13 protein-coding genes and 1 pseudogene are annotated in these 14,321 nt (G+C 59.2%); 6 read left to right on the forward strand and 8 right to left on the reverse strand.

Annotated elements, in window-relative coordinates:
• Nucleotides 1-357 precede the first annotated feature (357 nt).
• From ACSBOB_RS06625 to ACSBOB_RS06640, 4 genes are all read right to left on the reverse strand, one after another.
• Nucleotides 358-1,866: a tripartite tricarboxylate transporter permease gene (locus ACSBOB_RS06625; protein WP_442581658.1), complete on the reverse strand. Its 1,509-nt coding sequence runs from the start codon at nucleotides 1,864-1,866 to the stop codon at nucleotides 358-360.
• Nucleotides 1,867-1,868: 2 nt separating this feature from the next.
• A complete protein-coding gene (locus ACSBOB_RS06630) occupies nucleotides 1,869-2,318 on the reverse strand; it encodes a tripartite tricarboxylate transporter TctB family protein (protein ID WP_442581659.1) in 450 nt (149 codons plus the stop codon).
• A 145-nt stretch (nucleotides 2,319-2,463) separates the two neighbouring features.
• Nucleotides 2,464-3,330 carry an SMP-30/gluconolactonase/LRE family protein gene (locus ACSBOB_RS06635; RefSeq protein ID WP_442583659.1) on the reverse strand — a complete coding sequence of 289 codons (867 nt, stop codon included), beginning with the start codon at nucleotides 3,328-3,330 and terminating at the stop codon, nucleotides 2,464-2,466.
• 243 nt (nucleotides 3,331-3,573) lie between these two features.
• Nucleotides 3,574-4,554, reverse strand: coding sequence for a Bug family tripartite tricarboxylate transporter substrate binding protein (locus tag ACSBOB_RS06640; RefSeq protein ID WP_442583660.1), 981 nt, complete (start codon nucleotides 4,552-4,554; stop codon nucleotides 3,574-3,576).
• A 765-nt stretch (nucleotides 4,555-5,319) separates the two neighbouring features.
• Here ACSBOB_RS06640 and ACSBOB_RS06645 point away from each other — a divergent pair.
• Nucleotides 5,320-5,538: pseudogene (locus ACSBOB_RS06645) on the forward strand (thiamine pyrophosphate-binding protein); the annotation flags it as partial.
• A 45-nt stretch (nucleotides 5,539-5,583) separates the two neighbouring features.
• Complete coding sequence (locus ACSBOB_RS06650; protein ID WP_442583661.1) at nucleotides 5,584-6,879, forward strand: thiamine pyrophosphate-binding protein; 1,296 nt, start codon at nucleotides 5,584-5,586, stop codon at nucleotides 6,877-6,879.
• Nucleotides 6,880-7,757: 878 nt separating this feature from the next.
• Here the strand turns inward: ACSBOB_RS06650 and ACSBOB_RS06655 are convergent.
• Nucleotides 7,758-8,966: a tyrosine-type recombinase/integrase gene (locus ACSBOB_RS06655; protein WP_442581660.1), complete on the reverse strand. Its 1,209-nt coding sequence runs from the start codon at nucleotides 8,964-8,966 to the stop codon at nucleotides 7,758-7,760.
• Nucleotides 8,967-9,402: 436 nt separating this feature from the next.
• On the opposite strand from ACSBOB_RS06655, the gene ACSBOB_RS06660 reads away from it, so the two are divergent.
• Complete coding sequence (locus tag ACSBOB_RS06660) at nucleotides 9,403-9,750, forward strand: DUF6881 domain-containing protein (RefSeq protein ID WP_442583662.1); 348 nt, start codon at nucleotides 9,403-9,405, stop codon at nucleotides 9,748-9,750.
• A gap of 36 nt (nucleotides 9,751-9,786) precedes the next feature.
• Nucleotides 9,787-9,957: a hypothetical protein gene (locus ACSBOB_RS06665; RefSeq protein WP_442581661.1), complete on the forward strand. Its 171-nt coding sequence runs from the start codon at nucleotides 9,787-9,789 to the stop codon at nucleotides 9,955-9,957.
• Nucleotides 9,958-10,316: 359 nt separating this feature from the next.
• Here ACSBOB_RS06665 and tnpA read toward each other — a convergent pair whose 3' ends face one another.
• From tnpA to ACSBOB_RS06680, 3 genes are all read right to left on the reverse strand, one after another.
• Nucleotides 10,317-10,745, reverse strand: coding sequence for an IS200/IS605 family transposase (gene tnpA, locus ACSBOB_RS06670; protein WP_442577413.1), 429 nt, complete (start codon nucleotides 10,743-10,745; stop codon nucleotides 10,317-10,319).
• Between the two features lie 39 nt (nucleotides 10,746-10,784).
• Complete coding sequence (locus ACSBOB_RS06675; protein ID WP_442581662.1) at nucleotides 10,785-11,309, reverse strand: hypothetical protein; 525 nt, start codon at nucleotides 11,307-11,309, stop codon at nucleotides 10,785-10,787.
• Between the two features lie 205 nt (nucleotides 11,310-11,514).
• Nucleotides 11,515-11,820 carry a hypothetical protein gene (locus ACSBOB_RS06680; protein WP_442581663.1) on the reverse strand — a complete coding sequence of 102 codons (306 nt, stop codon included), beginning with the start codon at nucleotides 11,818-11,820 and terminating at the stop codon, nucleotides 11,515-11,517.
• A gap of 172 nt (nucleotides 11,821-11,992) precedes the next feature.
• On the opposite strand from ACSBOB_RS06680, the gene istA reads away from it, so the two are divergent.
• Together istA and istB are read left to right on the forward strand one after the other, a co-directional pair.
• Complete coding sequence (istA, locus tag ACSBOB_RS06685; RefSeq protein WP_442581664.1) at nucleotides 11,993-13,522, forward strand: IS21 family transposase; 1,530 nt, start codon at nucleotides 11,993-11,995, stop codon at nucleotides 13,520-13,522.
• The gene (gene istB / locus ACSBOB_RS06690) at nucleotides 13,512-14,306 is read left to right on the forward strand and encodes an IS21-like element helper ATPase IstB (protein WP_442581665.1); all 795 of its coding nucleotides are present in this window, start codon (nucleotides 13,512-13,514) and stop codon (nucleotides 14,304-14,306) included. The genes istA and istB overlap by 11 nt, the downstream gene beginning before the upstream one ends.
• The last annotated feature ends 15 nt before the right edge of the window (nucleotides 14,307-14,321 follow it).

Raw genomic sequence — 14,321 nt, forward strand, 5'->3', positions numbered from 1 at the left:
CCCATTTTTTCGTATGCGTAACGAGCAGCCAGCTCGGTCAGAGGGGGGAGGCATCAACCTCTACACGCGCTTGCCTTCCCTGAACTCTCGCCAGGGCTCGAATGACACCGCGCGTGGTCGTTTTTGCGGTTGGGGCGGTATCGACCTGCACCCTGCTCAGCCACTCACCACCAACATGGCAAGGGGTAAAGACGATGCCGCCCCGATTCAAATGGAAATCAGTACTATTTCGTCTATCGGAACTACATGAAAAATACACTGAAAATTGATCAAGCGACATTGTACACGAATCCAGAAAAGGGGGACGTAATTTCTCATGATAACAAAAGTGTTGCGTTGCTTCGAAAGCCCTCTCGGTCAGTCTTCCTGAAAAACCTGTTCACGCCGCCGACTAAGGGACGGAAGCGCCATCGATACGGCGAGAACCACGGCAAAGATCAGCAGGACGAAGCTGACCGGATTGACGACGAACGTCTCCAGGTTGCCGCGCGACAGGAGCATTGCGCGTCGGAAGTTCTCCTCCATCATCGGCCCCAGGATGAAGCCCAGAGCGAGGGGGGCTGGCGGGCAGTCGTACCTTATGAACAGGAAACCCAGGAGCGCGAGAGCGGCAGCCATCACAACGTCGAACGGGCTGTTGCTGACGCTGTAGGCGCCGATGCAGCAGATGACGACGATCGCCGGAAACAGGATCGAGTACGGGATGCGCAGAAGCGACACCCAGAGTCCAACCAGCGGCAGGTTGATCACGACAAGCATGATGTTCCCGATCCACATGCTGGCAATGAGGCCCCAGAACAGTTCGGGACGTTGGGTCATGACTTGGGGTCCTGGCGTGATGCCCTGGATCATCAAGGCGCCCATCATGATCGCCATCATTGCGTTGGACGGAATTCCGAGCGTCAGCATCGGAATGAACGAGGTCTGCGCGCCTGCATTGTTCGCGGCTTCTGGCCCAGCCACCCCTTCGACGGCGCCCTTTCCGAATCTCTCGGGGGTCTTCGAGATCTTCTTCTCCAGAGTGTAGGACGCAAAAGCACTCAAGAGCGCGCCCCCACCCGGCAGAATTCCAAGGACCGACCCGATCCCCGTTCCGCGGAGAGCGGCCGGCCAGGCCCTGGAGAACTCCTCCCTGGTCGGCCAGAGATGGGTAATCTTGGACGTGAGGACATCTTTCCCGGATTCCGGTCCCCGCATCAGGTTTGCGAGGATGTCGGCGAGACCGAAAATGCCAATCGCAAGCGGCACGAAGTCGATCCCGTCGAGCATTTCGACAGACCCGAGGGTGAAGCGCTGGACACCGCTGTTGATGTCAATGCCAATCAGTCCGAGCAGGATGCCCAGCAGCACCATGCCGACAGACTTGAGCTGGGAGCCACTCGACAAGGCGGTCGCGCCCACCAGCCCGAAGAGCATCAGCGAGAAATAATCCGCTGGTGACAGATACAGCGGGATCAACGACAGCGGCGGCGCGAACAGCGCGATGACGACGGTCGCGATCGTTCCCGCGGCGAAGGATGCCAGAGCCGCAATTGCCAGCGCGGATCCGGCACGGCCGTTGCGCGCCATCTGGTAGCCGTCGATACACGTGACGGCAGAGGAACTCTCGCCTGGGAGATTGACCAGGATCGCGGTCGTCGATCCACCGTACTGAGCGCCGTAGTAGATGCCCGCAAGCATGATGAGCGCGGATTCCGCCGGAAAGTAATAGGTCATCGGCAGCAGCATCGCCGTGGTTGCGAGCGGACCGAGACCGGGAAGAACGCCAATGAGTGTGCCGACGAAGCAGCCTACGAAGGCAATGGAGAGGTTCTGCAACGTCAGCGCGGTGGCGAAGCCGATCTCCAGATTTTCAAACAGCGACATGATCAGAGCTGCGGCCAGAGCGGAATCGGAAGGCCTAGACCTTTGACGAAGACCAGCGAGACGAAGACCGACATGCCGACAGCGAGCATCGCGATGTGGCGCCACTTCGGCTCGGACACCGCCAGACCTGCGAGAACGACGGTGAAGATCGCGGTCAGGGCGAGGCCGAGCGTATCGATTGCGAAGCCGAAGAAGGCCACAGAAGCCAGGACACATGCCAGAGGCCGGAATGCGAGCCTGGGCAGCGCGACGTTCTCGGCCATTATGCCTTTTCCGATCAGCACCAAGCCGATCAGGAGCGCCAGGACGGCGACGTAGCGGGGAAATTGTCCCGGTCCCATATTGGACAGTGTGCCGTGCTCGAGATTTCGTCCTGCCATCAGGAACGCGAGCGGGATGGCGACAAGAAGTATGCCGGCTCCCAGATCAGACGAGCTTTTCAATCGTGGCATTTGGGCTCCCCACCGCATTGGATCAGACGGCTAAAAAATCGTCAGATACGTCGTACGCGAATTTCCTCGCCTGCAGACACAGTCTTGGCAGTTCCATCAAGAATTCTCGCGCTGACTCGTCTGCAGTGTCCGCAGTCGCGTCGCGCTAAGGGCGGTAGGCCGGATCGGCTACGCCCTTGACCCCCACCTCCAATGCCAGAAGCCCACCTGCCATCGGCTGCGCTGCGCGTTCGACAGCGTTCAGCCTCAGGCTTGCAGTCGTCACGAACAGCGTCGTCATATCACGACCGCCAAATGTGCAGCAGGTAGGCCTCTGCACCGGCATCGGGATGATGCGATCGATCTGACCGTCCGGAGCATAGCGTACCACGCGGGCGCCATCCCACTCCGCGTTCCACAGATATCCTTCTGCATCCACGGTTGAGCCGTCAGGTGTCGCAGGCGCCGGAACGGTCGCGAAAACGCGGCGATTGGACGGCATTCCGGACACGGAATCGAAGTCATAGGCCCAGATCTCATGTGATACGGTGTCGCTGAAATACATTGTCCGGCTGTCGGGGCTGAAGGCGAGGCTGTTGGATATGACAATTGGGTGCAGAACCGCCGTCATGCGATGGCCGCTGTCCAGGCGATAGAGCGTGCCGACCGCGCCGCGAGCGACGTCATCCATTGTCCCGGCCCAGAACCGTCCCTGCGGATCGACACGGCTGTCGTTGAAGCGAATGTTGGGAAAGGTGTCCAGCGCACGCGCCACCTTCTCCAGGGAGGACGTCACCGGGTCGAAATGGGCGATGCTGTCCTGCAAGGCCAGCATGACGCCGCCGCCTTCGCGCAGACACACCGCACCTGCCAGTTCGGGCATTTCGAACGTGTCGACCCTTCCGTCGGAATAGTTCAGCCGCCGGAGCGCCGGCTGGCGGATGTCAACCCAGTAGAGCGCCTGCTCGCTCGTCGACCAGACGCAGCTTTCTCCGAGGAGGTCGGTGGTCGTGCCAATTCGTCTGACTTCCATCAACGCCTCCTTTAGTGACAATTGTGGCAACATCGTCGGCGAGCGCCGCTAGAAGCGAGTCCATTCAACTACGTCGAAAAACGTGAAGGGAATCCCGGAGACGGATACCAGATGACTGAGGCGGCAGCGATCAGAAGCCGTAAGTTCAACGGCACGCACTGGCCCGAACAGGGATCGGCAATGCGGGTGGCCGGACACCGGCCCCGGGCGGCAGGCCGAAGCCGGACGCCCGGGGCCATTGCCTCAATTGATCACGTTCGCGCCGGCGAGCCGGTTCATCTTTCGCCACTGTTCGATGGACTGCGGGAGGAACGCCTTGAACTCGTCCGGTGACGATCCGACGGGAAGCAGACCTTGATTGACCAGCTTCGAGCGCATCTCCTCTACGGTGAAGGCGCGCGCGACCTCCTTGGCCAGACGGTCGATGACCTCCGGTGGCGTGCCCGCCGGTGCGAACATTCCCTGCCAGGAGGCCAGCTCGAAGCCCGGAAGGGTCTCCGCAATGGTCGGCACGTCGGGCAGCAGTTGGGAGCGCTTGAGCGCCGTGACCGCGATGGCGCGCAGCCCGCCGCTCTGGATCTGCGGCATCAGCTCTGCGAGAGCACCGAACACCATGTCGATATTGCCGGCCATGAGATCCGCGATCGCAGGAGCGCTGCCGGAATAGGGCACGTGAACCATCTTGACGCCTGCCATCTGCTCCAGAAGCGCACCACCGATATGCTGGATCGAGGCGACGCCGGCCGAGCCGTAGTTGAGGACGCCAGGATTGGCGCGCGCATACTCGATGAGCTGGGTGATGTTCTCGGCCGGAACCGACGGATGAACTGCCAGCACGTGTTCGGCGATCGTGAACTGGCTGACCGGCACGAAGTCCTTGATGGGATCGTATGGCAGGTCGGCAATGATGGTTGGGTTGGACGCGTGTGTGCCGCTGGTTCCCATGACGAGCGTATAGCCGTCCGGTTTCGCCCGCTGGGCGTAACTGACCCCGACGATGCCGGACGAGCCCGGCCGCGCTTCGACGACGATCGGCTGCCCGAGCCCTTTGCTCATCTCCTCAGAGACAATGCGAGCAATGAGATCGGTGCTGCCGCCGGCTCCGAAGGGCCCGACCAGCGTCACCGGGCGTGTCGGCCAGTCCTGCGCAAATGCGCTCGCGGTTGCCACGACTGCCGACGCAATCGCTGCGGCGAGAATAAAACCTCGATATTTGAACTTCATCACGCGATCCTCCCAGACGCTTTCGCCGACATCGGACCCGCGTCAGACACGCGGCGCCGGATGCCAACTTTGGTCCGGGAACGCTATCAACAGGCCGAACGAAAGGTCAAACCGCAGCCTCCCGTTTTTCCAGTAATTCCACCAGGTGAAACATCGCTGTCCCTTACCCGCGCCAGACACACTCCCTCCGGGCGGAGTCTGCACATGCGGGAAGACTGGAGCGGCAGCCTCCATGACAATTTCACCTGTCGGAACAACCGATATTTCCTCAGTACCGTCAGCCAGTTGTCAGCAACGTAAAGCCTCCTCGAGGTGGCGGGTCATATCATGGAGTCGTGCGCCCCTTGAACCTCCCCATTCCGTGTTCGCCAACGGAGCCTAGGGGCCGTCCGACCACGCGACGCGGGTCCGGCAAAAGGTCAGCTATCTAACTATTTCATAGAGATATTTCGATAAGACCCTGGGGAACTTTCCTGCGATGCATCCGGACTCTCGTGCCGTCCGAGGACGGTGCTTATCGCCCATCTCAAGACGATCACGCCTGCAGCTACCCAGCGACCGACAAGGCGATCGCTCCCCAATGCCTCAATATCAGCTCTACGTTGACACTCTCGATCTACGCCAGATACGCAAACGCGAGGGTGGCTCTCTGAATGCATTCGACGGGCCTCAACGGTGAAGGAAGCGATGTTGCGAAAGGTGCCAGGCTATTCCGTTATAGCGGACGAAATCTACAACAGTGGACTGCGGGACGTCTTCGGGCTGATGGGCGAGGGAAACCTCGACTTGCTGTGCGATCTACAGGAGCGCTGTGGCGTGCGTTACATAGGGTCGCGTCATGATGCCGGCGCGGTTTCGATGGCGGTGGGCTACGCAAATGCCACTGGCGGTTTCGGTCTCGCCACGCTGACATACGGTCCGGCCATCGCCAATTGTATTGGCGCCATCATCTCCGCGGTGCGGTCCAGCGCGCAGATTCTTATCCTCACCTCTCACAATCCGGCGGACGACTGGAAAAACCTCCAGCGCATGGATCAGGAAGCGCTGATCGCGGGCGCGGAAGCGACCTTGATCATGATCGATCGCGCCGAGGACGTTCAGCACGCGGTGACGCGAGCGTTCGACCTCATCTCCAGGATCAGGAAGCCGGTCGTGCTGAGCTTCCTGTCCTCTCTGCTTCGGGAGGACGTGCCCGTTGCGGACGGCCCACCGCCCGAGGAACCTCAACCCGCACTTCCCGCAATCGACGAAGGGCAGTTTCGGAAGTTCGAAGCTGCCTTGGGCGGCGCCAGGCGGCCCGCCATTCTCATCGGTCGCGGTGCCGTGCTGGCTGGTGCGGTCCCGTCCCTGCTCAAGCTTGCCGAGCGGCTGAATGCGGTCGTTACCACGTCGCTCCTGGCTGCGGGCGCCGCGGAAGGCAATGAACTCAGCCTCGGTGTGTGCGGCGGCTTCGGCTCTGCACGGACGAACAAGATTCTGAAATACGCTGATGTCGTCGCCGTGTTCGGCGCCGGCCTGAACTTGTGGACCACGCGCGGCGGCAAAGCGTTCCCGCAGGCGCAGTTGCTGCACTGCGACTGGAATGCCGCGGCATTCGAGCGCTCGCAGGTCAACTCCGACGTCCGCCTCGTGGCAGATGCGAGTATCGCCACCGATCGCCTTCTTGCAGATCTACCGCAGGCCCGGGACCGTCGCGTCTGGTGGAATGTCGACATCGGCGACATCGAGCCAGAGGAGCTTCCGGCAACAGATAGGCTGCATCCTACCGCGGTAAGCCGTCGCTTGGACGCGATTCTGCCGGCCAATCGCACCGTGACGACGGATGGCGGGCATTTCTTCGAGTTCCCGATCCGTGAACTAAAGGTGCAGGATCAGCGCGGCTTTCTCTTCACGCCCAGCTTCGGCTGCATCGGCCTCGGGCTTTCGTCGGCGATCGGCGCGGCGGTAGCCCGGCCCGACCGCGTTTCCGTGGCGATCTGCGGCGACGGTGGCCTTATGATGGCCCTGCCGGAATTCGACACCGCCGTGCGTGCGAAGCTGCCTATGGTCGTCATCGTCATGAACGACGAGGCCTATGGCGCCGAGATCAAGCATCTCGAGCATCGCGGCTGGAACCTCGACTATGCGCGCTTCGAGAACCCCGACCTACCGGCGGTGGCGCGGGCTCTCGGGGGCGATGGCATTGACGTCAGGACGCTCGCGGATCTCGACCTGGTCGAGGCCGCGCTCGCCAACCTCAACCGGCCGTTGCTCATCGACATCCATGTCGACGGCTCGATCACTGGCGAATGGGTGGGGCTTTCTCGCGGAGAGAACCAAGACTGATCTCCGGTTTACGACCGTATGGGACCTGCCCCGACGAGGTGGGAGCTCCGCCGCGCCGTCGAGAACTTCGAGCTGTCCCCTCGTCATCGGCCACAGGAAGGCAAGCAGGCCTGCCAGCGCCATCCCAAGGCAACGGGAACCAGCCCGCCAGAAGCTAGGTTATGCCGCGCCGGACGCCGGACGTCCGCCTTCGAGGTCGGCTCGCGCCTCTCAGAGAGCGTCCGTAGCGAGTTGGCCACGACATGGATCGACGAGGTCGACATCGCCACGGCAGCGACGAGCGACGTGACGTGGCCCGCCACGGCCAAGGGCAACGTCAGCGCGTTGTAGCCAACGTGATCGCGATGGTTCGCCCGACGAGGCGAATGGAACTTCCGGGCCACGGACGGACGACGTCGCGCGGGCAGTGGTGGGCTGCCCCGGTGGGCACGTTCACATGCCGAGGCGACCGGGCACCACGACAAGGAGATATCCCTCAGCGATACGGCGGACGGTTTCGTGAAGTGCGCGCCGTCATAGCTTCTGAACCACAGCGCTACAGATTGATGTCTGCTTTTGGGATAGCCAGCCAATCATCGGAGCGGCCGAAATGGGGCGCATTGCCGACGTCCAGTCTGAGTAAGACGCCTATCCAGATTGCGACTCGCCCTTGTACGCCAAACGACCGTTTTCCGAACGGTCGGGCAGGGCGCGCTCAAACAGCACTGATGTTCCTCAATGCTCGATTGCGAACTGTCGGTGGCGGGTCGTCAAATGAACTCACGGGGTCGCCACCCCAGCCACAAATAAGTTGCCAAGGTGGAACCAGCGACTATGTGCGAGCGAACATCACGGGCACGGACGTCGTTAGTCCGTCCATCGGACGCTGCGGGAGCTATTTACCTTCGGGCCAGTATGAATTCTTCCCATTCCGACATCATCCCGCGTCGCTGTTCGAGAAGATCGGTGCGGTGATATGCAGCCTCTGTGGCGTTGCGAACGGTGTGAGCGAGCGCCCGCTCTGCAAGGTCACGTGGATAGCCGTGCTCGGACGCCCAGTCTCTGAAGCTTGAACGAAAACCGTGCGCCGTCGCCGCTCTTCCTGCAATGTCGCTTTGCACGTTGCGATCGCGTAGGAACTTGGTCAGCGTCATGTCGCTGATCGCTGTATCCTTCCGTGAAGGAAAAACCAATCCGTGTTGCTCCTCAGATTTGGAATGCCGGCCTTCCAGGATCGTGATCGCCCGAGCCGAGAGTGGTACGCGGTGAGCGACCTTTGTCTTCATACGCGAGGCGGGAATAGTCCAAACCGCCTTTGCAAAATCTATCTCATCGCACGTCATCATCCTCACTTCACCAGAGCGAGCGCCGGTGAGTATCAAAAGCTCGAGCATGGCCTTGGTATCGGTCGCTGGGCCGGTATGAAGGACGTCACGGACGAATTCCGGTAGTTGTCTCCAAGGCAACGCCGGTTGGTGTTCGACACGCTCTCGTTTGCCGGGTTGTTTGGGAAGCAAAGCATTCACAACGCCAACGGGACTCGCCACCACAAACCCTAGCGCCGCGCAACTGATCATGACGGCGTCACAGCGCTGTTTGACGCGAGACGCTGTCTCCGGCTTCGCCAGCCATATAGGCTTCAGGCAGGTGGCGAAGTCCTGGGCTCGCAATTCATTCACGAGAATCCGTCCAATCGTTGGAAATACATACTGCACAAGAGTAGCGAGCCACTGATCTCGATGTTTCGCGTTGCGGAAACCGGGAGCCAGGTCGGCATGCAGGTTTCGTGCGGCGGCCTCAAAAGTCGGTATCTTCGCCACCCGGAGTGCCTCATCCACGCCCCGGCTGCGTTGTTCGATCGGATCCTTGTTGTCTGCGATTAGTTGCCGTGCTTCCAAGGCCCGCTCTCTTGCATCCCGAAGTGATACGACGGGATAGCTGCCGAGACCCATGTCGCGTCGTCTACCGTTTTCAGGCGAAACGAAACGCAATACCCACTTGCCAGTGCCGGCTGTCGGCGATGGAAAGAGATACAGGCCTGTGACGGAGGGATCAGAAATCGGTTTGTCGATTGGCCTGATTTTCCGGGCTTTTGCATCGGTCAGCACGTGGCGATTCCTGCGGCAGTCGGTCTCCAGACATTGCATTAGACCATCATCCAGCCCATCACAACGCGGAAGATGGAATGAGATCGATTGTTATCGATTGGGACATGAAGGATGCAGAAATGTACCAATAGCCTAACTAAATCAATGATAAAAGAGATTGCATGGGGCTATATGCACTCAATCTTATGGCAGACCCCCTCTCCGCCAAGTCAATCCCAAAAAGCCCGGAATTCTGCGGTTTCTTACAAAAAATGCCGGCAACCCACCAATTCCAACCCGCCAAACCCTGACCCGCCAATTTATTCGATCCGAAATCGCCATCCGACCGGACCGGTGAAAATCGGCATTCGATCGGCAGACTGTGGTAGTCACGACGGCGCATTGATCTACCCGCAGCCAATCGCTTGCGACCTTCCTGCCTGCCGGTGCCATTATGATGAGATATCAGAACAGACGGGGCGCGACCTATTATCTTCCTGAGTACGGTCCGCCGGTTCGCTGGATTTCGTCGGTCTCGCTTTCTTCAACGGATCCTACCGATCTCCCTACGGTCTATTATTTCGAATGCGACGCTCAAAACCTTGGTTCAAGAGCGGTACAAATCTTCAAAGACGGTCGCGTCCTTCTCGCGCATCCCGGAGGTCTTGACGGCGATTATTTGCCCGAAGGGAAACTGCCGCCCGTAGGAGGGACCGATCAACCCGGAATCGAAACGCGAGAGATTACGCAAATAGAGTTCAATGCCATTTGGGCGGCTCTGTCTCGGCTGAAACCCAGTGAATGAGTGCCACGATCGGCAAACTGTGGTAATGACCACGCCATGTTCATTGATCCGCCAACCCCGTTCGACAAGCGCAAAGCGTGGCAGCAATTCGCTCGGGAAATGGAACATGCCAAACGATCGGCCATTGATCCGACTGATCGTGCCGACATTGAACGGCATCTCGAAATCGCGCGGCGGGAATTAGAGGCTAACCGGCAACCGCTTTGATAGCTTTGCAGTGTGAAATACGAAACCTCTAGAAAAATATACTGTTTTGGATATTAGATAAAATACATGGATAGCTGGCTTGGGCAGAAGGAGAAATCCGATTATATACAGTATTGATACTGAAATCCTTTGGTAAAACCTTGAATAATTTAAGTACTTGTAAAGTACGTACGATATATCTCTTGCAAAATCTGGTGCGGCCTCGTAAAATGGTAGCGCTATATGTCAGTTTATCTTAATGTTCCCCCAAACCATTTTTGCTATCCCAGCCGCGTGAATGCTCCACCGCCTAAGAGGCGGTGGCTTCGGGTTACGGCTCAAAGCCGGATCGGTCCGCCGTCGGCGGACGCGGCATTCACTCACGTCACGTTGAACTCGTCATCGGGCTCGGGTGGCATCTGGTTCTTAATGTACTCCATCCACATCTCGTCCGTGACGTTGCCGCTCGTCGTCACCCAATAGCCCCGCGCCCACAGATGCTGACCCCAGTAGCGCTTGCGCAATATCCCGAACTCACTCAGCAACTTGTGCGAACTGCGCCCTTTCAGGTGCTGCACGGCGCGCGATACAGACAGGCGCGGCGGGATCGACAACAGCATATGCACATGGTCACGGTTGATCGACCCGGCGTGAATGACCATCTCGTGCGCTCGCGCAGTCTCCCGTAGCAATTCTCGGCAGCGGTTGCCGACATCACCGCCAAGCACCGCGTAGCGGTACTTCGTCACCCACACCAGATGATACTTACAGTCCCAAGCTGTGTGGCTGCCACGCTTGTACGCTTCCATAAAGCCAATCTACACAGGATGCGACTCAATCCCAGCCGCCTAAAGGCGTGGGGTTTCCTGATCCCCTATCGGGGACTCTAAATAACCGGTAGGAAGCATGACTGATGGGTAGTCGTCTCCGTCCACCGCGTCTCCAAGATCAAAGGATTTGTATAATTCGCCCATCAATGAGTCGAAATTACCTTTCAACTCATCTGGATAATCAAGGCGTTCAGTGTCGTCATCGCTCGCATAGATATGCTCGAATCGTATGTTCAGTACGCGATGAAAATCATCTTTCGCGATAACTGGAGAATCAGAAGATGATGGAGAGTCGATAACAAATTTCTTGATATTGATTTCATCAGCAATCTCGGTTGGGCAAAAAAATGAAAAGAGTATCGACCCAATTCCGAGAGAGCATAAGCCGAAATATGTAAAATACAAATTTTTTGGAAATGTTTGCACCGGAGCATCCATGCCGAAGTCCTTCAACGTAAATGATGGCAAAGATAATAGACGCACTGTGACCTCATTAAACAACAGAAATGATCCGATAAATGGAACCAATATTGTCAGTCTCATTGCCGTCGAGCTTCCGACCTTGGCCAGAACAGACCACCTGGCCCGATGCGATGCCATTTGAAGTGCCGAGCGAAGCCGTATCTTGAAAGTCAATTGAAGGTTCCTTCGTCAGCCGGAGCTAAATCCTGGTTCGCGATTTTTGATTAGTAGTCTGCCGGCAGGTAGCTCATCCGACAAGTGGGCACTTTCGGCCAGCTCTAGAATGTCACTGCGATAGCGTTCTCAGCCACTTGTCCGCCGCGACTGCCGGACTGTCGGTCGGTTGGATCGCCAAGGGACCGGAAAGCGCGGACAAGATGGTGTCGATTTCATCGGGACGATAATTCAGGGAATAACGATAGGCTTCCTCCGCTCCAACGATCGCGGCCACGTTCTCGAATGTTCGAAGCCATGTAGAATATTGTTCGCGTTGATCGTCCGAAAGCATGTCGAGGTTCGTCGGACGGTTAGCGCCGATCAATTTTTCAAGGTTGGAAAGTCGATTGCGGTCCCTGGAGAATTTGCCGGTCATTTGCCGTCCCTTTCACCAAGAAGCCGTTCAAGCTCGTCAATGCGTTGCCGGAGGGCGTCTGTTGATTTCCGCTGAGAGCTGACCCGGGATTGAGGGATTTTTCCATCGAGAAGTGACCCATGTTTGAACCCACCCCTGCTTGATGAACGCAGGGGACCTTGGAGTGATAGACATGGCGTTATTGAGCGTTATCCGGCGCTGGCATCTGCGGGAAGGACTTTCGATCCGGGAGATTGGGCGGCGCACGGGGCTGTCGCGGAACACCATCCGCAAATACCTGCGATCCGACGAGGTCGAGCCCCGCTTTCGGGTGCCGGAGCGGCCGAGCAAGCTCGATGCCTATGCGGAGCGGCTGTCGGCCTGGCTGAGGACGGAAGCGAATAGGCCGCGCAAGCAGAAGCGCACGATCAAGCAGTTGCACGCCGACCTGATGAGTCTCGGCTACGAGGGTTCTTATGGCCGTGTCGCAGCCTTTGCGCGTGCTTGGAAAGAAGAGCGTCAGCGCCAGATGCAAACGAGCGGGCGCGGCACCTTCGTGCCGTTGGCGTTCGAACCAGGGGAAGCCTTCCAGTTCGGCTGGTCGGACGACTGGGCGGTTCTCGGCGGCGAGCGCACCAAGCTGCAGGTTGCGCATTTCAAGCTGAGCTACAGCCGTGCCTTTGTCGTGCGAGCTTATCCCCTTCAGACGCACGAGATGCTGTTCGATGCACACAACCACGCCTTCCCGGTTCTGGGTGGCGTTCCGCGGCGCGGGATCTACGATAACATGCGCACTGCGGTCGACAGGATCGGCCGGGGCAAGGATCGCCAGGTCAATGCCCGCTTCTCGGCGATGGCCAGCCACTATCTGTTCGAGGCCGAGTTCTGCAATCCAGCCTCGGGCTGGAAGAAGGGACAGGTCGAGAAGAACGTCCAGGATGCCCGCCACCGGTTGTGGCAGCCGATGCCGCGCTTTCCATCTCTGGAGGCGCTGAACGACTGGCTAGAGCAGCGGTGCCGGGAGCTGTGGCAACAGATTCCCCATGGCCTCAGACCCGGAACGATCGAGGACATCCGGGCTGAGGAGGCTCAGTTCCTGATGCCGATGCCTCGCCTCTTCGACGGCTTCGTCGAATACACCAAGCGGGTCTCTCCGACCTGCCTGGTTCATCTGGAGCGCAACCGCTACAGCGTGCCGGCATCCTTCGCCAACCGGCCTGTGAGCCTAAGGGTTTACCCGGAACGGATTGTGGTTGCCGCCGAAGGGCAGCTCCTCTGCGAGCACCGCCGCATCATCGAACGGTCGCATGACGGTCCCGGTCGAACCGTCTACGACTGGCGTCACTATCTGGCGGTCATCCAGCGCAAGCCAGGTGCTCTACGCAACGGCGCACCCTTCACAGAGCTCCCCGAAGCGTTCAAACGGCTGCAGCAGCATCTGCTCAGGAAGTCCGGCGGCGATCGGGAGATGGTCGAGATCCTGGCCCTTGTCCTGCAGCATGACGAGCAGGCCGTGCTGGCGGCAGTGGAGATGGCATTCGAGGCCGGGGTTCCGACCAAGGTCCACATCCTCAATCTCCTGCACAGGCTGGTCGATGGCAAGCCGATCGCGACGCCGGTCGTGGATGCGCCGCAGGCGCTGAGCCTGGCCAAGGAGCCGCAGGCCAATGTCGAGCGCTACGATGCGCTGCGCCAGGCTCGGGAGGTACGCCATGCGTCATGATCCCGCCAGCGGCCCCATCGTCATTATGCTCAGGAGCCTCAAGATGCACGGCATGGCGCAAGCCGTCGCCGAGCTCACCGAGCAGGCCTCTCCAGCCTTCGAGGCCGCCATCCCGATCCTGTCGCAACTGCTGAAGGCCGAGATGGCAGAACGGGAGGTCAGATCCACCGCCTATCAGCTCAAGGCAGCCCGCTTCCCCGTCTATCGCGACCTGGCCGGCTTTGACTTCGCCAGCAGCGAGATCAACGAGGCCCTCGTGCGCCAACTCCATCGCTGTGAGTTCATGGACGAGGCCAACAACGTCGTGCTTGTCGGAGGTCCAGGCACCGGAAAGACCCACATCGCCACAGCTCTCGGCGTGCAGGCAGTCGAGCATCATCGCAAGCGTGTCCGCTTCTTCTCCACCGTCGAACTCGTCAACGCCCTTGAGCAGCAGAAGGCCCAGGGAAAGGCCGGCCAGATCGCCAACCGGCTCGCCCATTCCGATCTCGTCATCCTGGACGAACTTGGATACCTTCCCTTCAGCGCATCAGGTGGAGCGCTGCTGTTCCATCTGCTGAGCACGCTCTACGAGCGCACCAGCGTCGTCATCACCACCAACTTGAGCTTCAGTGAATGGGCCGCCGTCTTCGGCGATGCCAAGATGACGACGGCGCTCCTCGATCGCCTCACCCATCATTGCCACATCCTGGAGACCGGAAACGACAGCTTCCGCTTCAAGAACAGCTCGGCAAAGACACCCGCCGCAAAGAAGGAGAAAGCGCCTACCTTGACCAAATCCTGACACCCAAACCATACA

It is taken from the genome of Mesorhizobium sp. KACC 23794, assembly GCF_052180275.1.
Classification (GTDB): domain Bacteria; phylum Pseudomonadota; class Alphaproteobacteria; order Rhizobiales; family Rhizobiaceae; genus Kumtagia.